This window comes from Pseudomonas sp. NPDC087615, from assembly GCF_044743445.1.
In the GTDB taxonomy this organism is placed as follows: Bacteria; Pseudomonadota; Gammaproteobacteria; order Pseudomonadales; family Pseudomonadaceae; genus Aquipseudomonas; species Aquipseudomonas baetica_A.
In genome coordinates, this window is the sequence record NZ_JBIUWM010000072.1 from 1 (window position 1) to 23,649 (window position 23,649).

At 59.9% G+C, this 23,649-nt stretch carries 21 protein-coding genes; 9 read left to right on the top strand and 12 right to left on the bottom strand.

The annotated features are described in order from the left end of the window. Positions 1-302: 302 nt before the first annotated feature. The 7 genes from ACIOU6_RS24995 to ACIOU6_RS25025 all read left to right on the top strand — a co-directional run bounded on the left by ACIOU6_RS24995 (position 303) and on the right by ACIOU6_RS25025 (position 8,244). Complete coding sequence (locus tag ACIOU6_RS24995) at positions 303-1,961, top strand: Na/Pi cotransporter family protein (protein WP_221732251.1); 1,659 nt, start codon at positions 303-305, stop codon at positions 1,959-1,961. 181 nt (positions 1,962-2,142) lie between these two features. Continuing rightward, positions 2,143-3,531 carry a M16 family metallopeptidase gene (locus ACIOU6_RS25000; protein WP_401139224.1) on the top strand — a complete coding sequence of 463 codons (1,389 nt, stop codon included), beginning with the start codon at positions 2,143-2,145 and terminating at the stop codon, positions 3,529-3,531. 103 nt (positions 3,532-3,634) lie between these two features. Then, the gene (locus tag ACIOU6_RS25005; protein WP_401139226.1) at positions 3,635-4,663 is read left to right on the top strand and encodes a DUF5924 family protein; all 1,029 of its coding nucleotides are present in this window, start codon (positions 3,635-3,637) and stop codon (positions 4,661-4,663) included. A gap of 54 nt (positions 4,664-4,717) precedes the next feature. Beyond that, positions 4,718-5,866: an ABC transporter permease gene (locus ACIOU6_RS25010; RefSeq protein WP_221732254.1), complete on the top strand. Its 1,149-nt coding sequence runs from the start codon at positions 4,718-4,720 to the stop codon at positions 5,864-5,866. Then, complete coding sequence (locus ACIOU6_RS25015; protein WP_221732255.1) at positions 5,863-6,666, top strand: ABC transporter ATP-binding protein; 804 nt, start codon at positions 5,863-5,865, stop codon at positions 6,664-6,666. Before ACIOU6_RS25010 ends, ACIOU6_RS25015 begins: the two co-directional genes overlap by 4 nt. Position 6,667: 1 nt before the next feature. Continuing rightward, positions 6,668-7,606, top strand: coding sequence for an MlaD family protein (locus tag ACIOU6_RS25020; RefSeq protein WP_221732256.1), 939 nt, complete (start codon positions 6,668-6,670; stop codon positions 7,604-7,606). Further along, positions 7,603-8,244, top strand: coding sequence for an ABC-type transport auxiliary lipoprotein family protein (locus ACIOU6_RS25025; protein ID WP_401139229.1), 642 nt, complete (start codon positions 7,603-7,605; stop codon positions 8,242-8,244). Before ACIOU6_RS25020 ends, ACIOU6_RS25025 begins: the two co-directional genes overlap by 4 nt. Before the next feature lie 109 nt (positions 8,245-8,353). Here the strand turns inward: ACIOU6_RS25025 and ACIOU6_RS25030 are convergent, their stop codons facing one another. The 5 genes from ACIOU6_RS25030 to ACIOU6_RS25050 all read right to left on the bottom strand — a co-directional run bounded on the left by ACIOU6_RS25030 (position 8,354) and on the right by ACIOU6_RS25050 (position 12,874). After that, on the bottom strand, positions 8,354-9,583 hold the full coding sequence (locus ACIOU6_RS25030) for a nucleoside recognition domain-containing protein (RefSeq protein WP_221732258.1): 1,230 nt from the start codon (positions 9,581-9,583) through the stop codon (positions 8,354-8,356). 248 nt (positions 9,584-9,831) lie between these two features. Then, on the bottom strand, positions 9,832-11,163 hold the full coding sequence (gene gltP, locus ACIOU6_RS25035; RefSeq protein WP_221732259.1) for a glutamate/aspartate:proton symporter GltP: 1,332 nt from the start codon (positions 11,161-11,163) through the stop codon (positions 9,832-9,834). 715 nt (positions 11,164-11,878) lie between these two features. Continuing rightward, positions 11,879-12,349 carry an inhibitor of vertebrate lysozyme family protein gene (locus tag ACIOU6_RS25040; protein ID WP_221732260.1) on the bottom strand — a complete coding sequence of 157 codons (471 nt, stop codon included), beginning with the start codon at positions 12,347-12,349 and terminating at the stop codon, positions 11,879-11,881. 2 nt (positions 12,350-12,351) lie between these two features. Further along, entirely contained in the window at positions 12,352-12,516 is a 165-nt protein-coding gene (locus ACIOU6_RS25045) for a DUF1328 domain-containing protein (protein WP_003177151.1), read from the bottom strand. 73 nt (positions 12,517-12,589) lie between these two features. Then, on the bottom strand, positions 12,590-12,874 hold the full coding sequence (locus tag ACIOU6_RS25050) for a hypothetical protein (protein WP_401139231.1): 285 nt from the start codon (positions 12,872-12,874) through the stop codon (positions 12,590-12,592). Between the two features lie 427 nt (positions 12,875-13,301). Between ACIOU6_RS25050 and algB the strand changes: the two genes are divergently transcribed. Together algB and ACIOU6_RS25060 are read left to right on the top strand one after the other, a co-directional pair. After that, on the top strand, positions 13,302-14,648 hold the full coding sequence (gene algB, locus ACIOU6_RS25055; RefSeq protein ID WP_047597026.1) for a sigma-54-dependent response regulator transcription factor AlgB: 1,347 nt from the start codon (positions 13,302-13,304) through the stop codon (positions 14,646-14,648). A 10-nt stretch (positions 14,649-14,658) separates the two neighbouring features. Continuing rightward, on the top strand, positions 14,659-16,449 hold the full coding sequence (locus ACIOU6_RS25060; RefSeq protein WP_221732262.1) for a KinB sensor domain-containing domain: 1,791 nt from the start codon (positions 14,659-14,661) through the stop codon (positions 16,447-16,449). Here the strand turns inward: ACIOU6_RS25060 and ACIOU6_RS25065 are convergent. The 7 genes from ACIOU6_RS25065 to ACIOU6_RS25095 all read right to left on the bottom strand — a co-directional run. Further along, entirely contained in the window at positions 16,446-18,059 is a 1,614-nt protein-coding gene (locus ACIOU6_RS25065; RefSeq protein WP_401139240.1) for an EAL domain-containing protein, read from the bottom strand. The genes ACIOU6_RS25060 and ACIOU6_RS25065 overlap by 4 nt on opposite strands. Positions 18,060-18,135: 76 nt before the next feature. Further along, on the bottom strand, positions 18,136-18,918 hold the full coding sequence (locus ACIOU6_RS25070) for an N-acetylmuramoyl-L-alanine amidase (RefSeq protein ID WP_401139233.1): 783 nt from the start codon (positions 18,916-18,918) through the stop codon (positions 18,136-18,138). 101 nt (positions 18,919-19,019) lie between these two features. Then, a complete protein-coding gene (locus ACIOU6_RS25075; protein WP_401139235.1) occupies positions 19,020-21,089 on the bottom strand; it encodes a diguanylate cyclase in 2,070 nt (689 codons plus the stop codon). Then, complete coding sequence (locus ACIOU6_RS25080) at positions 21,086-21,964, bottom strand: endonuclease/exonuclease/phosphatase family protein (protein WP_221732265.1); 879 nt, start codon at positions 21,962-21,964, stop codon at positions 21,086-21,088. Before ACIOU6_RS25080 ends, ACIOU6_RS25075 begins: the two co-directional genes overlap by 4 nt. A 14-nt stretch (positions 21,965-21,978) precedes the next feature. Then, positions 21,979-22,620, bottom strand: a complete 642-nt coding sequence (gene dsbA, locus ACIOU6_RS25085; protein WP_221732266.1) for a thiol:disulfide interchange protein DsbA — start codon at positions 22,618-22,620, stop codon at positions 21,979-21,981. Positions 22,621-22,820: 200 nt separating this feature from the next. Further along, entirely contained in the window at positions 22,821-23,426 is a 606-nt protein-coding gene (locus ACIOU6_RS25090; protein ID WP_401139237.1) for a c-type cytochrome, read from the bottom strand. A 32-nt stretch (positions 23,427-23,458) separates the two neighbouring features. Further along, the coding region (locus ACIOU6_RS25095) for a c-type cytochrome (RefSeq protein WP_401139239.1) at positions 23,459-23,649 on the bottom strand (191 nt) is incomplete at its 5' end.

Genomic DNA, 23,649 nt, shown 5'->3' on the forward strand with positions numbered 1-23,649 from the left:
TGTATGCGGATACTGCTTATCAGACTCAATGCCATGCTGCGAGACGGCACCGAATGGCGGTGACGAATGGCAGGGTAAAGACAGTTGCTCCCACATTTGTTTTGTACGTTGGCTAACACTCACTCCAGCGGGGAGGGTGTCAGTGAAGCGCTGTTCATGACACTTTTGTTTCAATCATGGTTTTAGCTGTGCAATGCTGGCGCCCAGACCGTTAGCCAACTACAGCTTAAGTATCAGAACGTAGAAACCGCGCGGTACCGTCAACTTGCCTCTCTGGGGCGCTGCCATTACAGGGGGTCTGCATGCTCACCCTGCTCAATCTTCTTTCTGCCGTCGCCCTGCTGATCTGGGGCACGCACATCGTTCGAACCGGCATCTTGCGGGTGTATGGCACCCAGCTGCGCCATGTGATCGGTCAGAACATGTCCAAGCGCTGGCTGGCGTTTGTTGCGGGCATCGTCGTCACGGCGATGGTGCAAAGCAGCAACGCGACGGCGATGCTCGTCACCTCTTTCGTTGGCCAGGGCCTGATGGCGCTGACGCCGGCGCTGGCGACCATGCTCGGCGCCGATGTCGGTACGGCACTGATGGCGCGGGTGCTGACGTTCGACTTGTCGTGGCTGTCGCCATTGCTGATTTTCCTTGGGGTGATTTTCTTTCTGTCGCGCAAACAGACGCGGCTCGGGCAAATGGGCCGGGTCAGCATCGGTTTGGGGCTGATCATTCTCGCGCTGCAACTGATCGTCGAGGCCGCTGCACCGATCACCCACGCCCAAGGGGTGAAGGTGATTTTCGCTTCGCTGACCGGCGACATCCTCCTCGACGCCCTGGTCGGCGCGCTGTTTGCGATGATTTCCTACTCCAGCCTCGCCGCTGTGCTGCTGACCGCTACCTTGGCCGGCGCTGCCGTGATCAGTCTGCCGGTGGCGATTGGCTTGGTGATCGGCGCCAACATTGGCAGTGGCATTCTGGCGTTCATGAGCACCAGCATGCAGAACGCTGCCGGGCGGCAAGTGGCGCTGGGCAGCCTGTTGTACAAACTGATTGGCCTGCTGTTGATCATCCCGGTGCTCGACCCACTCGTGCATTGGATCGACAGTCTGGATTTCAGCCCGCAGGAAATGGTCATTGGCTTCCACCTGCTCTACAACACCGCACGCTGTCTGATCCTGCTGCCGAGTGTCGGGCCGATGGCGCGTTTGTGCGCCTGGCTGCTGCCGGAACGGCCTGAGGTCAACGGCACCGCCAAACCGCGTCACCTCGACCCGACCGCGCTGGTCACGCCAAGCCTGGCCTTGGCCAACGCCGTCCGCGAAACCCTGCGCATGGGCGATCTGCTCGACAACATGCTCGACGCGACCCTCGATGTGCTGCGCGGCAAGCAAACGGCGATCACCCAGGACATGCGTCGGATGACCGATGACGTTGAGTCGCTGTACAGCGCGATCAAGCTGTACCTGGCGCAAATGCCTCGAGAGGATCTCGGCGAGCAGGACAGTCGGCGCTGGGCGGAGATCATTGAACTGGCGATCAACCTCAAACTGGCCTGTGACTTGATCGAGCGCATGCTGCGCAAGGTCCAGCAGCAGAAGACCTCGCAACGACGTTCGTTTTCCGAGGAAGGGCTGGAGGACCTGGCCGGGCTTCAACAGCAACTGATCGCCAACTTGCGGTTGGGGTTGTCGGTGTTTCTCAGCGGCGACAAGGAAAGCGCTCGCCAGTTGCTGCGCGAGAAACGGCGCTTCCGCGCACAGGAACGCCGTTTGGCCCATGCGCACGTCAGCCGTTTGCAACGCAAGATCGTGCAGAGTATTGAAACCAGTTCGTTGCACCTGGAGCTGATCGCCGACATGAAACGGCTCAATTCACTGTTTTGCAGCAGCGCTTATGTGGTGCTGGAAACGGCGGACACCGGTGCGCTGGCGGCGGATGAAATGGCCGACATTACGCATTCGCCTTGAACGTCTGCGGCTGGGTTTAGTCAGTAACTTTGATTCAGCCTTAAGACCTTCGCGAGCAGGCTCGCTCCCACCTCTGAAACACGTTCCCTTGTGGGAGCGACGGTGCGACGATTCGACCTGCTCGCGAAGGGCGGCCTGAATAGCGACACGGATCTCCAAATCAGCCGTACGGAAGCCTGTTATGCGTTGCCTGTTGTTCGCCTGTCTGTTGCTCGGTTCACTCCCTTCCTTGGCCCTGGATCGTTTTCAGGTCGAAGGTTATGCGCTGCCCAACGGTTTGCAGTTGTTGCTCAAACCCGGCACCGAGCGCGGACATGTCGCGATCCGGCTGGTGGTCGGCGTCGGTCTTGATGATTTTGACTGCGGTGAAAAAGAGCTGCCGCACCTGCTTGAACACTTGCTGTTCAGTGGCATTGACGCCTCTGGCGAAGGTGGCCTCGAAGAGCGCATGCAGGCCCTGGGCGGTGACTGGAACGCCTTCACCAGCAATGCCGATACCACCTTCGTCATCGAAGCCCCGGCGAAAAACCAGCGCAAGGTACTCGACCTGCTACTGGCGCTGATGACACAGACCCGCATCGACGACAACGCGATCAACGCCGCCAAGCGTGTGGTCGAGCGTGAGGACGGCGGCCACTACACACGCCTGCGCCGCTTTCTCGATCGCCAGGATCTGGGGCACAGCGCGAGCAATCAATTGGCGGTGGAACTGGGCCTTAAATGCCCGCAGCGCGCCGAAGTCGCCCCTCTGACCCAGGCGCAACTGGAGAAGGTGCGCAAAGCCTGGTACGCGCCGAACAACATGACCCTGATTGTCGTCGGCGAGCTCGACAAACTGCTGCCGGCCTATCTGGAGCGGACGTGGGGCGCGCTTGATGCGGTCGAGCCGAGTGAGCACCGGCCGTTGCCGGATATCCGCACCAGCGCGGCCCATGAGCGCACCCTCACACGCGGTTTTATCGGCGACAGCGCCAAGTTGCACTGGTTGGTGCCGGAGCCGGTGCTGGATGGTCAGTACGGCGAGACGTTCGACATCCTCAAGGACTACCTCGACTGGGCGCTGTACCGACAGATTCGCCTCAACCATGGTTTGTCTTATGGGCCGTGGGCCGAGCGCGAAGTGTTTGGGGGTGTCGGGTTCATGAGCCTCAATGCCGACCTTGATCGCGATGACGTCGACGAAGCCATTCAGGTACTGGAAGACATCAAGGCCGACCTGCTGAAAAACGGTCTCGATCCGGCCACCTTCGCCCGCATCAAACAGGCGGCCATCGCCCATCAGGCCTGGGCGGTGCAAGGCAACAGCGCGATGGCCGATTACTACTGGAGTGCGCTGGGCGACTACGAGGACGGCCGCTTCGCCAATCCCGCCCGCGAACTGCAAGGCGTGACGCTGGAAACGGCGAACAAGGCCATGCGCGAGTTGTTGCTGCAACCGGGGTATCTGCGTATCGAGAAGCCGTTGGTCAGTGATGATCAGGTGTTGTGGCTGAGTGCGGGTGGGTTGGGCGTGCTGCTGCTGATCCTGATTGGCTGGCGCCTGAATCGCCGCAAATCCGCCGAACACTGAACCTGTGGAACTGTGGTGATTTTACTGACCGGCAGCCTCGCCACACCGCCCCGCCGGCGGTACTCTGTCGAGGTTTTTTCCTACGACTATTGTGAATCGCCAAATGCCGAAAATACCCCAGATCATCCAGCGCATTCTCGAACTGATGAAGCGCTATCCCGGGGTCATTGCGTTGGGTGGTTTCATCTCCGGGGTTGGCAGTTTCATTCTGGTCGACCGCCAGCAAGGGCTGGCGAGCTGGATCACCATCATCATGCTGCTGAGCTGGATCTGGCTGATGCTGGAAAACACCCTCACCGGCCTTTTTACGCGGATTTTCAAACGGGAAATCCCCCAGCCGCTGCTGCGTTACGCCACGCAGATGATTCACCAGGAAAGCCTGTTTTTCGTTCTGCCATTCTTCTTCATCACCACAACGTGGAACAGCAGCCAATTGATCTTCACCGGGCTGCTGAGCATCGCCGCGCTGATCTCCGTCATCGATCCGCTCTACTACAAATGGCTGGCGCCCCGGCGCTGGGCGTTTCTGGCGCTACACACCCTGACCCTGTTCGCCGCCCTGCTGACTGCACTGCCGGTGATCATGCACCTGACCACGTCGCAGAGCTTCAAATGGGCGCTGGGCATTGCCGTGCTGCTGTCGTTCCCGAGCCTGGCGTCGATCTTCCCGATCCGCACCGTGCGCAATGCGCTGGCGATCCTGTGCATCTCCGTGGGTATCGGCGGCGTGGGTTGGGCGCTGCGCTCGTGGGTGCCGCCGGCAACGCTGTGGATGACTGACGTGGCGATCAGCACGCAGTTGCAGGATCGCACCCCCGGCGCGAGCCTCAAGCAAGTCAGCGCCGAACAGATCCGTGGCGGTGGCCTCTACGCCTATACCGCGATCAACGCGCCACGCGGGCTCGATGAGCGGATTTATCACGTCTGGCAGTTCAACGGCAAAGAGGTCGACCGCATTGCTCTCGACATCCATGGCGGGCGCAAGGAAGGCTACCGGGCGTGGACGCACAAGCAGAATTTCCCCGGCAACCCGGCGGGCAAGTGGCAGGTTCGGGTGTTGACCGAGGACGGCCAGGTGATCGGCGTGCTGCGCTTTGAAGTCACCGACAGCACAGCGATCAAAGAAAAGTAGTCGGGTTCGTGCTATTACGTATGCCAGCCTCATCAGCCGAAAAGCACGGAGTTTATGACCAGCAGCTCGATGACGGGCAGTGCCCAACTCGACACATCGACCACCCCTGCTCGCCTGCGAGTCAGCGGGGACTGGACGCTTGCCCATTACGCTGACCTCAAGCAACTGAGCGAAAAGCTCCACGGCCAATACGACGCCCATACGTCCATCGACCTGAATGACCTGGGCGCCCTCGATACCGCTGGCGCATCCTTGCTGGTGGAGCTGCTCGGTTCCGAGCGCTTGGGCAAATCCGCTGAACATCCCGACTGTACGATTTCCCAGGCTGACCGCGCGTTGCTGCAGACGGTGTATCGCTCGCTGACCGATTTCTGTGTGCCGATCAAGGAGCCGGAAGTCGGCGTCAGCGTGCAACTGCTGACGCGCATCGGTCGCGCCGTGGAAACGGTCTGGCAGGACACCTTGCAAGTGCTGGGCTTCATCGGCCTGATTCTGGAAACCATCGCTCGCAGCGTGTTCCGCCCCAAGCGTTGGCGCATTACGCCAATCGTCGCGCACATCGAACAGACCGGCCTCGACGCTGCGCCGATTGTGGCGTTGCTGACCTTTCTGGTGGGCGCCGTGGTGGCTTTTCTTGGCGCGACGGTGCTGGCCAGTTTTGGGGCCAGTGTGTTCACCGTCGATCTGGTGGCGTTTTCATTTCTGCGTGAATTCGGCGTCTTGCTCACCGCGATTCTGATGGCCGGGCGCACCGCCAGCGCCTTCACCGCGCAAATCGGTTCGATGAAGGCCAACGAAGAGATCGATGCGATCCGCACACTGGGCCTCGACCCGATGGAACTGCTGGTGGTGCCACGGGTATTGGCGCTGCTGATCGCGCTGCCGATGTTGACCTTTCTGGCGATGCTCTGCGGGATCGTCGGCGGTGGCGTGGTCTGCGCGTTGTCGCTGGGGATTTCACCGGCGATGTTCCTCTCGCTGCTGCAATCGGACATCGGTGTTCAGCATTTTCTGGTCGGGCTGGTGAAAGCGCCGATCTTCGCCTTCCTGATCGCCGCGATTGGCTGTCTCGAAGGCTTCAAGGTCAGCGGCAGCGCTGAATCGGTCGGCGCCCACACCACGTCCGCCGTGGTGCAATCGATTTTCGTGGTGATCGTCCTCGATGCGGTGGCCGCGCTGTTCTTCATGGAGATGGGCTGGTGAGTCGTCCACCCCGCGCGCCCTCGGAGGCGGTGATCGAAGTCCGTGGCCTGTGCAACCGCTTTGGCAACCAGAGCGTGCACGAAGGCCTCGACATGGATTTGTACAAAGGCGAAATCCTCGCCATGGTCGGCGGCTCTGGCAGCGGCAAATCGGTATTGCTGCGCAGTATCATCGGCCTGCGCCGGCCCAGCGAAGGGCGGGTGAACGTGTTCGGCCAGAACCTGCCGAGCCTGTCCGGGCATGAGCGCTCGCTGATCGAACGACGCTTCGGCGTGTTGTTTCAAAAAGGCGCACTGTTCTCCTCATTGACGGTGACCGAAAACGTCGCCCTGCCCCTGATCGAGCATGCCGGGCTGAGCCGCAACGACGCCGAGCATCTGGCGGCAGTGAAACTGGCGCTGGCCGGGCTGCCGTTGTCGGCGGCGGACAAATACCCCGCGTCGCTGTCCGGCGGCATGGTCAAGCGCGCGGCGCTGGCACGGGCATTGGCGCTGGATCCGGACATCCTGTTTCTCGACGAGCCCACCGCCGGTCTCGATCCGATTGGTGCGGCGGCATTCGATCAACTGATTCTGACCCTGCGCGATGCGTTGGGCCTGAGTGTGTTTCTGGTCACCCACGACCTCGACACGCTCTACACCATCACCGACCGCGTGGCGGTGCTGGCGCAGAAAAAGGTGCTGGTCGCCGGTCCGATTGACGTCGTATCGGAAACCGATGACGCGTGGATTCACGAATATTTCCACGGCCCCCGCGGCCGCTCGGCGCTGGACGCCGCCAAACTGCTCAACGAGGTCTGACATGGAAACCCGAGCCCATCATGTGTTGATCGGCCTGTTCGCAGTGATTGTCGTGGCGGGCGCCCTGTTGTTCGGCCTGTGGCTGGCCAAGTCCAGTATCGATAGCGAGTTCAAGGATTACGAAGTCGTGTTCAACGAGGCGGTCAGCGGCCTGTCCAAGGGCAGCGCGGTGCAATACAGCGGGATCAAGGTCGGTGACGTGGTTCGCCTGCGTCTTGACCCGAAGGATCCCCGCCGGGTGCTGGCGCGGATACGTCTGGGCGGTGACACACCGATCAAGGAAGACACCCAGGCCAAGCTGGCGCTGACCGGGATTACCGGTACGTCGATCATCCAGCTCAGCGGCGGCACGCCCAATAGCCCGAGCCTAAGTGGCCATGACGGCAAATTGCCGATCATTGTCGCGTCGCCCTCGCCCATCTCGCGGTTGCTCAATGACAGCAATGACTTGATGAGCGGCATCACCGCGCTGCTGCAGAACGCCAACCAGATGTTCTCCGCCGAGAACGTCGAGCGCGTCAGCAAAACCCTCGCCCACCTGGAACAGACCACCGGCTCGATCAACGATCAGCGTGGCGACCTGCGCCAAGCCATGCAGCAACTGGCGACGGTCGGCAAACAGGCCGGCAGCATGCTCGAACAGACTTCGCTGCTGATGCGCAATGCCAACGGTTTGCTCAACGACCAAGGCAAGCAGGCACTGGGCAGTGCCGAGCAGGCGATGAAGTCGCTGGAGCAAAGCAGTGCCACGATCAACGGCCTGCTGAGCAACAACCAGAACGCCCTCGACAACGGCCTGCAGGGCCTCAACGGTCTGGCGCCGGCCATCCGTGAATTGCGAGAGACGCTGACTTCGCTGCGCGCCATCTCACAACGCCTCGAGGCCAACCCCAGCGGTTACCTGCTGGGCAGTGACAAGAACAAGGAGTTCACGCCATGAAGCTGACTCGACTCGCCCTCTTCGCCGCTGGTTTTACCTTGATCGGCACGCTGATCGCGTCGTGCTCGATCCTGCCCCAGTCGCAGCCATCGGACGTTTATCGCCTGCCAGCCGCGCAGGTGCCTGCGCCGGCCGGTTCAGCGGCCACTCAGCACTGGTCGCTGCGGCTGAACAAATGGCAGGCCAGCGAAGCGCTGAACCGGCCGAACATTGCAGTGATTCCACAGGGCAACATGATCAGCAGCTACAAGGCGTCACGCTGGAGCGATCCCGCACCGGTGCTGTTGCGAAATCGGCTGCTCGAAGGCTTTACGCGTGATGGCCGGGTGACGTTGCTGAGCACCGATGACAGCTACTTCCAGGCGGATCTGGAACTGGGTGGGAATTTGCAGGCGTTTCAGACTGAATATCAGGGCGATAAGGCCAGCGTTGTCGTGCGGGTCGATGCGTTGCTGGTGCGTGGCTATGACCAGCGCATTCTGGCCAGCCGCCGGTTTGAAGAGCGCCAACCGCTGAGTGACGTGCAGGTGCCAGCGGTGGTCGCCGGGTTTGGTCAGGCCAGTGATCGCCTGACCACGAAGGTTGTGGCGTGGGCGGTCGAACAAGGCCAGCAGTTCGCGCCCTCACCCAGACTTTAACCTTATACATAACCCCTGTAGGCGCGGGCTTGCTCGCGAAGGCGGTGTGTCAGGCAATGCATGCGTCGACTGACACGCCCTCTTCGCGCACCCACAGGGGGATTTGTGGTTAACCGAAGAACCAGTAGCAGACGCCAATGGCGCCGAGTACCCCGGCCAGTTCGGCCAACAGCGCACAACCTACCGCATGCCGCGCCCGCTGAATCCCCACCGCGCCGAAATACACCGCCAGCACATAGAACGTCGTCTCGGTACTGCCCTGAAGCGTCGCCGCCACCAGCGCTGGGAAGCTGTCCACACCGGAAGTCTGCATGGTTTCGATCAGCATCGCCCGCGCCGCGCTGCCGGAGAATGGCTTGACCATCGCCGTGGGCAGCGCATCGACAAAGCGTGTGTCCCCTCCGGCCCATTCGACCAGATGACGGATCCCGTCGAGGCCAAAATCCAGCGCTCCGGACGCACGGAGCACGCCGACGGCGCAGAGCATCGCCACCAGATACGGCAGCAGGTTCTTCGCCACATCGAAGCCTTCCTTCGCGCCTTCAACGAATGCTTCGTAGACCTTCACCTTGCGTAGAGCACCCATCACCAGAAACAGCATGATCAGACCGAAAAGCGTGAGATTGCCGAGGATCGACGACAATCCCGCCAAAGCGGTGGCCGACATTGTCCCCAGCAATGCCATGAAAGCGCCGAGCATCAACGCGCCGGGAATCAGGTAGGCCAGCACCACCGGATCCCAGATCCGCAAACGCTGCATGAACGCCACCGACAGAAAGCCGACAATCGTCGAGCAACTGGTCGCCAGCAAAATCGGCAGGAACACCAGCGTCGGGTCCGGCGCGCCTTGTTGGGCGCGATACATGAAGATCGTCACCGGCAGCAGGGTCAGGGAGGAGGCATTGAGCACCAGGAACAGGATCTGCGCGTTGCTGGCGACGGTGGCGCTGGGGTTGAGTTCTTGCAGTGCCTTCATGGCTTTCAGGCCGATGGGCGTGGCGGCGTTGTCCAGGCCCAAGCCATTGGCGGCGAAGTTCAGGGTGATCAGGCCAAGGGCAGGGTGACCGGGCGGCACTTCCGGCATCAGTCGCAGGAACAGCGGGCCCAATACCTTGGCCAGCCATTCGACAATGCCGGCCTTCTCGGCGATGCGCAGAAAACCCAGCCACAGGGTGAGGGTGCCAAACAGCAGCACCATGACTTCGACCGACAGCTTGGCCATGGCAAAAATGCTTTCCACCATCGCCGCGAAAATCCCGGCATTACCGCCAATCAGCCACTGCGCCAGCGCCGACACGGCTGCCACGACGAAGAAGCCAAGCCACAGGCCATTAAGCATCAGTCAAATCCCTCGGAAGATGCGGCGAATAATAGCGGGGTGGCCAGAAACGACAAACCCCGGATTTTGTCCGGGGTTTGTCTGTGCATCACTGGCGGGGGCAATGAATGCTTGGCTCTGACTCAAATCCCCTGTGGGAGCGGGCTTGCTCGCGAAGGCGTCCTGTCAGAAACACCTCTGCTGACTGACACTGCGCATTCGTGAGCGAGCCCACTCCCACAAGAAGCCAACCCCACAATGTTCAGCAATCAGTTCTTGGAAATCTCGCCCGCCGGCAGTTTTTCCTTGCTGCGCCAGTGCGGCAGGGAGTTCCAGTAGCGCTCGCCCTTGGCGTCGTCGTACATGCCTTCCCAGCGCGAGATGACCAAGACTGCCAAGGCGTTGCCGATCACGTTCAGTGCGGTACGCGCCATGTCCATGATGCGGTCGACACCCGCGATAAACGCCAGACCTTCCAGCGGAATACCCACACTGCCCAGTGTCGCCAGCAGCACCACGAAGGACACGCCCGGTACGCCGGCGATGCCTTTGGAGGTGACCATCAGGGTCAGTACCAGCAGCAGTTGCTGGCTGATCGACAGATCGATGCCGTACAACTGGGCAATGAAGATCGCCGCGATGGACTGGTACAGGGTCGAACCGTCGAGGTTGAACGAGTAACCGGTCGGCACCACGAAGCTGCAGATGGCTTTCGGCGCGCCGTAGGCTTCCATTTTCTCGATCACGCGTGGCAGCACGGTTTCCGAGGAGGCGGTGGAGTAGGCCAGCACCAGCTCATCCTTGAAGATGCGCATCAGCTTGAGCACCGAGAAGCCGAACAGCTTGGCGATCAGGCCCAGTACCACGAAGGCGAAGAAGGCGATGGCGACGTAAACCAGGATCACCAGTTTGGCCAGCGGCAGCAGGGAGGCGAAGCCGAAGTTGGCGACGGTCACCGCGATCAGTGCGAATACGCCGATCGGGGCGTAGTTCATGATCATGTGGGTGACTTTGAACATGCTTTCCGACACGCCCTGGAACATCTTCACCAGCGGATCGCGCAGGTCCGACTGCAAGCTCGACAGACCGAGACCGAACAGCACGGAGAAGAAGATGATCGGCAGCATTTCGCCGCGAGCCATGGCCGCGAAGATGTTCGACGGGATCAGGTTAAGGATGGTCTGGATGAACGCGTGTTCATGCTGGACTTCGGCAGCGGTGGCCTGGTACTTGGAGATGTCCACCGTACCCAGGGTGCTCATGTCGATGCCGCTACCTGGATGGAACACGTTGGCCAGCAGCAGGCCGACGACGATGGCGATGGTGGTGACGATTTCGAAGTAGATGATCGTCTTCAGGCCGATACGCCCAAGCTTCTTGGCGTCGCCCACGCCGGCGATGCCGACGATCAGGGAGGAGATGACGATCGGGATCACGATCATCTTGATCAGACGGATAAAGATATCGCCTGCCGGTTGCAGGACGTTGCTGATCCACCAGGCCTTTTCGGCACTGAAATGGTTGAGCAACGCACCGATTGCAATCCCTAAAACCAGACCGATGAGGATCTGCCAGGCGAGGCTGAGTTTTGCCTTCTTCATTATCTTTACCCTTACTTGCGTTGGACTCAGGCACATGCAGGAACTGGAACGCTCTTTAGCGGAAAAGTCTGTGCATCTGCCTCCGTATAAGGTGCCCCGAAGCGCGTGTTTACGGCTCTTCGGCAGGCGAAAAAAGGCGCAACTATTCCGATGCAAGGTTGCGCCGTCTAATGCCGTAAACGCCTACCCTATGCTGAATCGGCATGAGCTTTTTTAATTGAAACCCGCGTCCCAATCGGTTCGATTGCGCCATTTAAGCCAGCATAAGTGCCGTGAACCGGCCATTTCAGCGTAAGGTGGGTTGTTTTTTGATCGAGTAATTTCGACGTAAAACTTCGGAAAAGGCCTACGTTGCAAGACCAATAGTCCTACTGTTTAAACGGTATCTTTCTCGATATACGGTCGCCCGGAAACACCGCGTAATGTTTTCGCGCGCAGTGTGAGCGATAGATAAGATGAGCTGGACGCTCTGGATCAACGTTTTGACGGTTTGAAAGTTGAAAGCTCAGCGCAAGTCCGTCACGCCACTGAGGGCTGGCGAACTTGCGGCGCAGCTTTTTTTCCCTGACCCGGCCCTCTCGCAGGCACTCCTTGTACCCGTAGGTCACTGCGACCCTGTAACAGTCAGAGCGTCCCGGCCCCTTGGTCATGCGCCGGCCCTCCTCGGGCAGGTGCAATAAAGAGCAGCGGGGGGTGCTGCCCTTATGTTCGAAACCTAATACCAGTTCGGATCTTTCTTCAGGGTTTCCATCAGCAGATCCTGCATGCCCTCGTCGGGTTTGCCGAGGAAGCGGTAGGTGGCATGTCGCGTTGGCGACTTGTCGGCCGGCAGTCCTTCGGGCACATCGACGAGCATGGCGTAAGCGTCTTTCTTGTCGAAACTGAACGCGACGATCAAGCGGTGGTTCAGGCATTTTTCTGCGGATTCGCAGAGAGGCCCAACCAGATACTTGTCGCCATCTTCCGTCACGGCAGTCATCTGTTGGTCAGGCGTGCCAGAGAGGTTCATCACCCACTCCGGCAGGCGCTCTTCCTTCTTCACCACGCCTTCCCAGGTTTCCCGGTATTGCGCATCGGAGCTCAACAACTCGTTGGCCCTTGTCTGGCCATCATTGGCCGCCATCGCCATGGCACTGCCGCCCAGAAGCAGGGCGGCTGCCAGTGTCTTTAACGCAAGCGCACTCATCGTTAACCTCGGCCGCGACGGCCAAAGAAGAAGGAAGCGATGAACATCACCAGGAACACGACAAAGAGGATCTTGGCGATACCCGTGGCGGTGCCCGCGATACCACCGAAGCCCAATACGGCGGCGATGATGGCAATGATCAAGAACGTAATTGCCCAACTCAACATGGTGATTCTCCTTACTTCTCTATTTAGGGATGTTGCGTGTTCCGGCGCGTCGCGCCCGAATCTGTTTAATCCGTCAGAAAACCCAACGTTCTTCGCGTGGCAACTCATTGAGTGGCTGCGCTTGATCGACATCCATCATGCGCATCGACGCGCTCTCGGACTGACTGCTGCTGACGGCGCTGAAGTGCTTCTGCGTGCTGTGCTGGATCGAGATCAGCGGCTCAGGCTTCTGGCTGTTTTCCCAACTCAGGTATTGCTGGCACACGATCAGCGTGATCAACAGCGCAAGTACGCCAAACAGGCCTTGCTGGAGATGCAGTGGCGAGATACGCACTTGGGCGGCACGTTGGCGAGTCATCCTGGGTTCCTCACGCTTGTTCGGTTGGGGCAGTTCTGATCTGCCCGGGATGAAAGAGGTATTGCAGCCTGCATGCCAGTTTTTTGATTGGAAAAAAACCAATAAAATCAATAGCTTGAAGTTGATCGAAAAATAATTCGAGACGCATCCTGCACGATGGGTCATCTGTGGTCGTGCGGATTGCACGATTATTTCGTAGGAGTTTTCATTCTTATTGAATTGAGAGCAGGTCGTGGATGTCAGAAAAGGACGCAGGGAATGCCCTGCAAATCGGTGATTGTTTAAAAAATCAACAAAATCAGTGGATTAGCCGTAAAGGCATGAGAGAGCTACCCTCCTATGGCTGGCATCGTTCAGAATCAACCATGCAACTTGCCCGATTTTTTCGGGACTAACTCAAGACCAATCACTATGGAGCGTAGGAAAAATGGAATCTGCCACTGAGCATCAAGGCCGCATTCTGCTGGTGGACGATGAGTCCGCCATCCTGCGCACCTTCCGTTATTGCCTCGAAGACGAAGGCTATACAGTCGCCACCGCCAACAGCGCGGCTCAGGCCGATGCATTGCTGCAGCGCCAGGTGTTCGACCTGTGCTTCCTTGATTTGCGTCTGGGCGAGGACAATGGCCTCGACGTGCTGGCGCAAATGCGCGTTCAGGCACCTTGGATGCGTGTGGTCATCGTTACCGCGCATTCCGCTGTCGATACCGCCGTTGATGCGATTCAGGCCGGTGCCGCCGATTATCTGGTGAAACCGTGCAGCCCTGACCAGTTGCGTCTGGCCACTGCCAAGCAACTGGAAGTGCGCCAACTCTCGGCACGTCTGGAAGCGCTCGAGGGCGAGATTCGCAAACCCAAGGATGGTCTCGATTCCCACAGCCCGGCAATGAAAGTCGTACTGGAGACCGCGCGTCAGGTGGCGGGCACCGACGCCAACATTCTTATTCTGGGTGAGTCCGGCACCGGTAAGGGTGAACTGGCCCGGGCGATCCATGGCTGGAGCAAGCGCGAGAAGAAATCCTGCGTGACCATCAACTGCCCGTCGCTGACGGCGGAATTGATGGAAAGCGAGCTGTTCGGCCACAGTCGTGGTGCGTTTACCGGGGCCAGCGAAAGCACCTTGGGTCGCGTCAATCAGGCCGACGGAGGCACGTTGTTTCTCGACGAGATCGGCGATTTTCCCCTGACATTGCAACCCAAGTTGCTGCGCTTCATCCAGGACAAGGAATACGAAAGGGTAGGCGATCCGGTGACCCGACGCGCCGATGTGCGGATTTTGGCGGCGACCAACCTCAATCTTGAAGACATGGTGCGCGATGGCCGTTTCCGTGAAGACCTGTTGTATCGCCTCAACGTCATTACTCTGCATCTGCCGCCACTGCGCGAGCGTGCCGAAGACATCCTGACCCTGGCCGACCGTTTCCTTGCACGCTTCGTCAAAGAGTATGCACGCCCCGCGCGGGGGTTCAGCGATGAGGCCCGTGAGGCGCTGCTCGGCTATCGCTGGCCGGGCAACATCCGTGAACTGCGCAACGTCGTTGAGCGGGCGAGCATTATCTGCCCGCAGGAGCGTGTCGAAATCACTCACTTGGGTATGGCCGAACAACCCGCGAACAATGCGCCAAGGGTCGGCGCTGCGCTGAGCCTGGATGAGTTGGAAAAAGCCCACATTGGCGCGGTGCTGGCCACTGCCGGCACGCTGGATCAAGCGGCGAAAACCCTGGGCATCGACGCATCTACCCTGTATCGCAAGCGCAAGCAGTACAACCTGTGAGTGCGCGACGATGAAACCGGCGGTGAAGTTGCGCACGCGTCTGTTCCTCAGTATTTCCGCGTTGATTACTGTGGCCTTGCTCGGGCTACTGCTCGGGCTGGTCAGCGTGATGCAAATGGCCAGGACTCAGGAAGCGACGATTAGCAGCAACTTCTTAACCCTGGATCTGGGACTCAAGCTGCGCCAGACCCTCGGCGACCAGTTGGTGCTTATGCTTGCGGAGAAGCCCGACCCTGCGGCGTTCGAGGCGTCCAGGCAGCGTTACCTGCAATTACTGGATGAAGGTATTGCGCAAGAAGTGGGAGGGGAGGCCAGAGAGTACGGCTTCAAACAGGCCAAGTCGGACTATCTGAGTTTCCTCAAGGCATTCGATCTGTCCCGCGACCCGACCAACGTACTCAGTGGCAATCGTGATCTTAGAGAGCGCTTCAACACGTTGCGCAACGGATTGATCACCGAGCACAAGCACGCGCTGGATAACGTCAACGCGGTGCAGCACGAGGCCCGTGACCGGGCACTTTTGATCGCTGGCCTGCTCGGGCTGGTGGGGCTGGCGGTGTTGATCATCGGTTTCGTGACTGCGCATGCAATTGCCCGGCGAATTGGTGCGCCCATCGAGGCATTGGCCAAAGCGGCTGACAACATAGGTCAGGGTAATTTTGAAGTGACCCTGCCGACATCGACAGCAATGGAAGTGAATCTGTTGTCCCGTCGTTTTGGCCTGATGGCGCAAGCGCTGCGCGAGCATCAGGCCACCAACGTCGACGAACTGTTGGCCGGCCAGCAACGGTTGCAGGCCGTACTCGACTGCATCGATGACGGATTGCTGATGATTGATCGTGACGGGCATCTAGAGCACCTCAATCCGGTAGCCCAGCGTCAATTGGGCTGGGACGATGACCGTCTGGGCCAAGGCTTGGCCAGCGCTCTTGAGCGGCCGGAACTGGATGCACAACTGCAACTGGTGTTGCGCGGTGGCACCCTGGAGCGAGCGCCGGAGGATTTGAGCATCGAGGTCGACGGTGAATCCCGCTTGCTGACGTATAGCCTGACGCCGGTCAGCCACACCCAGGGCCATATCCTCGGCGCAGTGATGGTGTTGCACGACGTCACCGAGCAACGGGCCTTCGAACGGGTGCGCAGCGAGTTTGTGCTGCGTGCCTCCCATGAGCTGCGCACCCCGGTCACGGGCATGCACATGGCGTTCGGTTTGTTCCGTGAGCGGGCGAAGTTTCCAGCGGAGTCTCGCGAAGCCGACCTGCTCGACACCGTCAACGAAGAAATGCAGCGTCTGATGCAGTTGATCAATGACTTGCTGAATTTCTCGCGTTACCAGAACGGTTTGCAGAAGCTGACGCTGGCGCCCTGTTCCATCGAAGATTTGCTGGGGCAGGCGCAGTTGCGGTTTGCCGAAACGGCAGCGGAAAAAGGCGTCTCATTGGAGGTGGAGGTGCAGGGGGTATTGCCGCATCTGCAGGCCGATCAGGCGCAACTGGATCGGGTGCTCGACAATCTGATCGACAATGCCCTGCGCCACACTGCTCGCGATGGCCAGATCCGCTTGCAGGCGCGCCGTCATGGCGAGCGTGTGATTATCAGCGTCGAAGACAATGGCGAAGGCATTGCCTACGGTCAGCAAGGGCGGATCTTCGAACCGTTCGTGCAGGTCGGGCGCAAGAAGGGCGGCGCCGGGCTCGGATTGGCGCTGTGCAAGGAAATCGTTCAACTGCATGGCGGGCGGATGGGGGTTTATTCGCGGCCGGGGCAGGGCACGCAGTTCTATATGGCGCTGGCGGTTTAGGCCTCGTCATCCATTCGGCGTCCCGCAAGGCGTCGCCCACGGGTGATCAGTTCAATGAACTGCACCGCGCTCAGCGCATGGGCGAACAGCCAGCCCTGACCGAACTTCACGCCTTCGCTGCTGAGCAACACGGCTTGTGACTCAAGTTCGATCCCTTCGGCAATTACCTTCAAATCCAGTGCCTGAGCCATGTGAATGATGTGCGGCGCAACACCGCTGCTGGCGGCGTCATGGCCGAGCGCATCAATGAAGGCCTTGTCGATCTTCAGGCAGTCCACCGGCAGGGTTTGCAGGTACGCGAGGCTGCAATAGCCGGTGCCGAAATCATCGATCAACACTTGATGGCCAACATCGCGCAACGCTTGCAGGTTTTCCCGCGCCACCACCACATCGATCAAACCGCGTTCGGTGACTTCGAAGGCAATCTGCCGCGCTGCGACCCGGTGCAGCGTCAACAGCCGCGCCATGACCTGACCGATGCGCGGCACCATCACGTCGCAGGCAGCGAGATTCACTGAGATGTACAACTGCGGGTTGGCGCGCAGCACCGGCCCCAATTGTTCGAGCAAACGCTGGAGGACGAAATCGGTCATCTGGCGGATCTGCCCGGTGTTTTCCGCCATGGGGATGAACAGATCGGGGCTGGTCAGTGTGCCGTCCGGGCGGCGCCAGCGTAGCAGGGCTTCAGCGCCGACGCAGTTGCGGCTGTCGAGATCGAAGATCGGTTGATAGAGCACCTGCAACTCGCCCCGGCGGATGGCCCCGTGCAGTTCGGCGTCCAGCGACTGGCGCTGGCGCACCAGTAAAAACACAAAAAACCCCAAAAACGCACCCAGTAGCGCACAGGCTGGAATCATCCACCACCAAATGGCGGGGATGTGCATGGCGCTCCTCGGCGTGATCAACACCAGTTGGTATTGCGGATTGTCAGTGGGCATCCGGTAGATCAACCGGTTTTGGGTGACTTGCAAAACATCGCGGCTTTTTTTCGGCCAGGTTTCTGCGGGTGGCCAGGCCTGAGCCGTCCCCAGAACCGGGATCGCTCGGGTGCCATGATCCAGCACCACGAGCAAGCTGCTGCCGGGCGAGAGGTCAACCATGTCCGTCAAATGCCCACGCGAGGTCGCCACACGAAAATTGCCACGCCCGAGCATCAGCGCGGCACGGTTTTCATCGGGTTCGGTGGTGGTGTTCAGCCAATAGCTGTAGGTCGGGCCTTTGATGTCGGGAGGGCGCGCGACCGACAGGCCTTCCTGCCGTGGTCGGTTGGAGCAGGTGCGCGTGGCGTCCTTGTAGGCGGCCTCGTAGACGAAGCGGTAGTTGAAGGTGACTTGCTGCAGCGTGGCGATCATTTCGTCATCGCAACGGCGCAACGGTTGGGCTTCCAGATCGTCGAGGCTTTCGCGCAACTGGCCGAACAGTTGCTCGAGACGTGCGAGAAAACGTTCGCCCTGAGCGTTCATTTCCTGGCTTTCACTTTGCTCGACATAGCGCGTGGCGATGAACATTGTGCCTGCGATCAACAGGCAGGTGCTGAGGACAGCCGCGATCATCGCCAAAAACCAAGGGCGATAAAACCAGCTACGCAGTGTCTCTCGGGTAGCAACCATCATGGAATATCCGAAGAGTTACCAATGAGTTATAGCTGCTGATTGCGGATTTGCCCTGACCGCCGGGCGGGCGTCATTATTTTGTCTGATTGAGTATCAGCAACAGTGCTGCCGTTTGCGCGTCCGGCGTGCCGTCGAAACGCGCGGGGCGGAAATGCATCTGGAACGCAGCGATTACATGACGCGTCGCTACGTCCAGTTCGCCGGTCTGCGGAGTGTCGTAGCCCAGGTGCGCCAGTTGTGCCTGGAACCAGCTGATGCTCGGCAGTTCGCTGCTGTTGAACAGCGCTTGCTGACGGGCCACGGCTTGTTCATTGGGCCACACGCCAAGGCCTTGTTGGGCGAGTCGCTTCCAGGGAAACAACGGCCCCGGATCGAGTTTGCGCAAGGGCGCAATGTCGCTGTGACCGATGATGTGGCGTGGGCTGATGCCATTACGCTTGCTGATGTCCTTGAGCAGGACAATCAGGGCTTGAATCTGCGCTCCGCTGTAGGGATACCAAAGGCGTCCGGTCGGGGTGTCCTTGAAACCCGGATTGACGATTTCGATACCGATGGAGCTTGAGTTGAGCCAGGTGCGGCCCTGCCATTGGCTTTCGCCGGCGTGCCAGGCGCGCTGACGTTCATCCATCAATTTGTAGACCGTCGCGTTTTTATCATCACCAATCAGGTAATGGCTGCTGACTTCGCCGTGGGTCAGCAATTGCAACGAGCGCTCAAGCGAAGCGGACGTGTAATGCACGATCACGAACTGGATGCGGCTGTCGTGATTGGCTGAAGGATGGCTGGTGTCGTAACGCGGGCCGCTGGCACAACCGGCAAGAACGAGCAGTGACGCGAGGAGGGCAAAAAATTTCATGGCAGAGGGCAATACACGCAAGTCAGTAATGCAACAGTGTAACGTACTGACTTGCGTCTAGACGGTCAGAGGGTGGATTTAAACAAAATGGAACAATTTGCTCAGCCCAGTTCGATCCGGTTGCGCCCGGCATTTTTCGCGCGATAAAGCGCCTGATCGGCTCTTTTGATGACGAGATCGCTGTGTTCTCCCGCCCTGAACGTGGCGAGTCCCATCGAAAGGGTGATCGTGACCCGTTCGCCCTTGAAGTGGAACGGACACGCCTCGACGGCTGCCCGCAGGGTTTCCAGCAATTTTGCGCCGACCGCTGGCGGGGTAGCCGGCAGCAGCAGAACGAACTCTTCGCCGCCGAAACGGGCGATGAAGTCAGAGCCGCGCAGACGCTTGCGCAGCACGGTGGCGATGATCTTCAGCACTTTGTCGCCGGCCAGGTGGCCATAGTTGTCGTTGATCCGTTTGAAGTGATCAAGGTCGAGCATCGCCAGGCTCAAGGTGTTGCCGTGTTGCTGCCATTGCTTGATTTCATGTTCGAGGCGTTCGCTCCACGCGGCGCGGTTGGGCAGGCCGGTGAGCGGGTCGATCAAGGCCTTTTGGCGTTGTTCTTCAAGGTGCTCGCGAAAGCCCTGAGCCTCTTGTTCCATATGGGCCACACGTTCGGACAGACCTTTGAGTCGCGCCGCCACTTCCTGCTCGCGGGCATCGCGCTGCTTCTGGTGCTGATCCATGGTGCCGAGCAAACCTTCGAGATGGTTTTCCAGCACTTGCTTGAGGTCATCCAGATCTGCCGCTTCCTGCACGCTGGTCTGCAAGCCGTCGACTTGCTCACGGATCTGCGTGTCCATGGCCCGCGCCGCCGAGCTGTTGTCGGCATGGCCATCGCTGGCGGCTTGCAGGTTGCTCTGGAATGCTTCGAGGCGTTCGTTGAGTTGCTGCAGATACACTTCGAATTCGTGCTGGCCGCTGTCGGTGATGGCCAGCATCAACGTCGCGAGATCGTCGAGGATCGGGATCAATTCGTACCAGTTCAGGCCGTGCTTGAGCCGGTCGCGCATGGCTTCGGCTTGCGGACGGTGACGTTCGGGCAGGGTCAGGTCGTCGAGCAGGCCGATCAGCGTGTCTTCGATGTGCTTGGCCACCGAGCTGTAGGACGGCTCGGGGGAGTCAGGCAGTGCGAACAGGATATCGTCCTCGGATTGCTCCGGGTCGATGGCTGCCAAGGCCTGAGCGATTGGCTCGGGCAAGGGCAGGCTGTCGAGGATCATCGGCGTTGGATCACCGGGGTGGATCAACTCGTCGGGGTTCAGGTTCGCGGGGATGACCGGGGTCGGAGCTGGAGCGGCAATGACTTCAGGCTCAGGTTCGAGTGTTTTTGCTTCGGTCGGGGCGCTGAGCACTTCAACGGCGACCTTGGGCGGCACAAAGGCGACCACTTGCGGTTCGGCCTGAATCGGGGCCGTTGGCGCGGGTGTTTCGATCGCTACGGCTGGCGCTGCTTGCTCAAGCACAGGAGCCGCAGGGACTGGTTCGCTGATGTCGGTGGGAGCGATCGCTATGGGCTCGGACTCGGGCGCCGCGGCGGCGAGCGACGGCTCTTTGGGTGTTTCCTGTGCAGTCGCTTCTGGGGCTGACGCTGGCGTCTCCTCAGTGTCACGACTGCCAAACAAGCGCTGGAACAATCCCGGACGCCCCGGTTCTGCCGGCGTCTCCAACTGGCTCAAGGCTTTGCCTTGCAAACTGCTCAGCTCACTCAGCAGCAGCGGCATTTCGCGGGCCTGACCCACTCGGCCGTCCAATTGTTTGGCGAATTTTTTCAGCGGTTGAGCGACGTCCCTTGGCAACGGCAAGGATTGCAGCTGAGCGACCAGCGCGGTCAGCGCGGTGCTGACCTGATCAATCCTGGTTTCGCGACGCTGCTCGGAATCGAGCACGGCTTTTTCCAGGCGTGGCAACAGGGCGGCGAGGCCGGCATCCATGTCGTCGGTGCGCACCACATCGCGCATCTCTTTCATGCATTGATCAACGACGCGGTCGGTGCCTTCGGCCGCCAGCGTGCTGCGCACCAGCCCCCGACGCAGCAAGTCGAGCCGGGCGGCCCAGCGGCGCTCCAGCTTGTCCTGTTGTTCGATGCTTTTGAGGTACTTCTCTTTCCAGCGCTGGGCGTCGTCGCTCATTCAGGGGTTCCGCGAGGGGCAGGACTCAACGCGGGGAATGCATCGGCCGTGAGCGAACCCGGCAGACGAATCTCCACCGCGACCGGCAGGTGATCGGAAATCGGTTGGGCCAGCACTTCGACCTTTTCCAGGGTCAGGGTCGGGCTGAGCAAAATATGATCAAGGCAGCGCTGAGGTCGCCAGCTGGGGAATGTCGCTTCCACCTGCGGGGCCAGCAAGCCGAGATCGCGTAACGGTGAGTGTTGTAGCAAATCGCTGGCATGGGTGTTCATGTCGCCCATCAACACTTGGTGCTTATAGCCACCGATCAGCTCTCGAATGTAGGCCAATTGCAGGCTGCGCACGCGCGCGCCAAGGGCCAGGTGCATCATCACCACCACCAGCGCTTCCGGCCCTTCGCCGAAGCGCAGCAGGATCGCGCCGCGACCTTTCGGGCCGGGCAGTGGGTGATCTTCGATCGCCCATGGGCGCAGACGACTGAGCACGCCATTGCTGTGCTGAGCCAGTCGGCCGAGGTTGCGATTGAGTTGTTGATACCAATAGGGGAAGGCGCCGAGGTGGGCCAGATGTTCGACCTGATTGACGTAGCCTGAGCGCAGGCTGCCGCCATCGGCTTCCTGCAGGGCGACCAGATCGAAATCGCCGAGCAGGTCGCCGATCTTTTGCAGATTGCCCGAGCGCCCGGTGTGCGGCAGCAGATGCTGCCAGCTACGGGTCAGGTAGTGCCGATAGCGCTCGGTGCTGATGCCAACCTGAATGTTGAAACTGAGCAAGCGCAGACGCTGGTCTGCTGGCAGGCCCGTAGACGCCAGGTGATGCTCGTTGACCTGCGGATCATGCAGGCCAACGATGCGTTCGGTCTTCCAGCGGCGCATGACGGTTGCCGCGCTTAGTTGGCAGCAGCCTTGTTGGCCGCTCGCTCTTTGGCGACCAGTTGGTCAGCCAGTTGCAGAGCCTGCTCGGCACCACCGGCGGAGCCGATGTCGAAGCGGTACTTACCGTTGACGATCATGGTTGGTACGCCGGAGATTTCATATTTCTTGGCAAGCTCTTTGGCTTTGACGATCTGACCTTTGATGGCGAAAGAGTCGAAGGTTGCCAGGAACTTGTCTTTATCCACGCCTTGGGTGGCGAGGAAATCGGCCATGTCATTCTTGTCGGTCAAGCGTTTGTGCTGCTTCTGGATGGCTTCGAACACGGCGGCGTGAACCTTGTGCTCGACACCCATGGCTTCCAGCGTCAGGAACATCTGACCGTGAGCGTCCCATGGGCCGCCGAACATGGCAGGAATGCGCACGAAATTCACATCTTTGGGCAGTTTTTCGACCCATGGATTGATCACCGGCTCGAACGCGTAGCAATGCGGGCAGCCATACCAGAACAGCTCGACCACTTCGATCTTGCCTGGCTCTGCCACTGGCACCGGGTTGGCTAATTCCACGTAAGGAGCGGCAGGGGCTTCGGCGGCCTGTGCGGTCACGCCGAACAGGCTGGCAGCGACGAGGGCGGCGCTGATGATCAGATTACGCATGCTTTACTCCTGAACAATTTGGGTCGCCTCGCGCGACCTGTTTTCAGACAGGTCCTGGCGGGCATGAGTTCTGTAGTGTAACGGCAGCGGCCACAAAAAAGGGCGGCCAAAGCCACCCTTTTTATACTTGCTGCGAAGGATTAATCGAGCGTTAACGTTGCAGGAGATGTGCATCGCCCGCAACGTTCGAATCAAGGCGATCAGTGCAGGCCTTGAATGTAGCTGGAGACTGCCTCGATGTCCTTGTTGCTGAGCTTGGCAGCGATGCTGCGCATGATCATGGTGTCGCCATCATTGGTGCGATCACCCTCACGGAAATCGGTCAACTGCTTGGCGATGTACTGAGCGTGTTGGCCACCCAGGTGCGGGAAGCCGGCAGCTGCGTTGCCAGCGCCATTTGGCGAGTGGCAACCGATGCACGATGGCATGCCTTGATCGAGCTTGCCGCCACGGAACAGTGCTTCACCGCGCGCGACGAGCTTGGGGTCCGCTGCGCCGACGCTGCCTTTCTGGCTGGCGAAGTAAGCGGCGAGGTCGGCCAGATCCTGATCGCTCAGGTTGGTCAACAGGCCGGTCATTTCCAGAACGACGCGTTTGCCCGACTTGATGTCGTGCAGTTGCTTGGTCAGGTAGCGTTCACCTTGACCCGCCAGTTTCGGAAAGTTTGGCGCCATGCTGTTCCCGTCCGGGCCATGGCAGGCACCGCAAACGGCGGCTTTCGCCTGGCCGGCGGCGGCATCACCGGCAGCATGGGCAAAGCCTGAGATTCCCACGGTCAACAGCAGACTCACGATCAATTTGTTCATCAGCTAATCCAACTACGGCTAAGGGTTAAGAGTTATGGGCCGGGCTTACTCTCGCTCATCCAAAGGATGATGGCCTGGTAATCCTCGGCACTGCAGTCCATGCACAAACCACGCGGCGGCATCGCCTTGAAACCCTGGGTCACGTGTTGCACCAGCGTCACCATACCTTTCGCCAACCTCGGCGACCAAGCTACCAGAGCGCCTCTTATGGGCGCCCTGGGGA

Bases quoted from the DNA above. Each gene is read 5' to 3' on its own strand.
- ACIOU6_RS24995 (WP_221732251.1), top strand. From the start codon at position 303: ATGCTCACCCTGCTCAATCTTCTTTCTGCCGTCGCCCTGCTGATCTGG.
- ACIOU6_RS25000 (WP_401139224.1), top strand. From the start codon at position 2,143: ATGCGTTGCCTGTTGTTCGCCTGTCTGTTGCTCGGTTCACTCCCTTCC.
- ACIOU6_RS25005 (WP_401139226.1), top strand. From the start codon at position 3,635: ATGCCGAAAATACCCCAGATCATCCAGCGCATTCTCGAACTGATGAAG.
- ACIOU6_RS25010 (WP_221732254.1), top strand. From the start codon at position 4,718: ATGACCAGCAGCTCGATGACGGGCAGTGCCCAACTCGACACATCGACC.
- ACIOU6_RS25020 (WP_221732256.1), top strand. From the start codon at position 6,668: ATGGAAACCCGAGCCCATCATGTGTTGATCGGCCTGTTCGCAGTGATT.
- ACIOU6_RS25025 (WP_401139229.1), top strand. From the start codon at position 7,603: ATGAAGCTGACTCGACTCGCCCTCTTCGCCGCTGGTTTTACCTTGATC.
- ACIOU6_RS25030 (WP_221732258.1), bottom strand. From the start codon at position 9,583: ATGCTTAATGGCCTGTGGCTTGGCTTCTTCGTCGTGGCAGCCGTGTCG.
- gltP (WP_221732259.1), bottom strand. From the start codon at position 11,163: ATGAAGAAGGCAAAACTCAGCCTCGCCTGGCAGATCCTCATCGGTCTG.
- ACIOU6_RS25040 (WP_221732260.1), bottom strand. From the start codon at position 12,349: ATGAGTGCGCTTGCGTTAAAGACACTGGCAGCCGCCCTGCTTCTGGGC.
- ACIOU6_RS25045 (WP_003177151.1), bottom strand. From the start codon at position 12,516: ATGTTGAGTTGGGCAATTACGTTCTTGATCATTGCCATCATCGCCGCC.
- ACIOU6_RS25050 (WP_401139231.1), bottom strand. From the start codon at position 12,874: ATGACTCGCCAACGTGCCGCCCAAGTGCGTATCTCGCCACTGCATCTC.
- algB (WP_047597026.1), top strand. From the start codon at position 13,302: ATGGAATCTGCCACTGAGCATCAAGGCCGCATTCTGCTGGTGGACGAT.
- ACIOU6_RS25060 (WP_221732262.1), top strand. From the start codon at position 14,659: ATGAAACCGGCGGTGAAGTTGCGCACGCGTCTGTTCCTCAGTATTTCC.
- ACIOU6_RS25065 (WP_401139240.1), bottom strand. From the start codon at position 18,059: ATGGTTGCTACCCGAGAGACACTGCGTAGCTGGTTTTATCGCCCTTGG.
- ACIOU6_RS25070 (WP_401139233.1), bottom strand. From the start codon at position 18,918: ATGAAATTTTTTGCCCTCCTCGCGTCACTGCTCGTTCTTGCCGGTTGT.
- ACIOU6_RS25075 (WP_401139235.1), bottom strand. From the start codon at position 21,089: ATGAGCGACGACGCCCAGCGCTGGAAAGAGAAGTACCTCAAAAGCATC.
- ACIOU6_RS25080 (WP_221732265.1), bottom strand. From the start codon at position 21,964: ATGCGCCGCTGGAAGACCGAACGCATCGTTGGCCTGCATGATCCGCAG.
- dsbA (WP_221732266.1), bottom strand. From the start codon at position 22,620: ATGCGTAATCTGATCATCAGCGCCGCCCTCGTCGCTGCCAGCCTGTTC.
- ACIOU6_RS25090 (WP_401139237.1), bottom strand. From the start codon at position 23,426: ATGAACAAATTGATCGTGAGTCTGCTGTTGACCGTGGGAATCTCAGGC.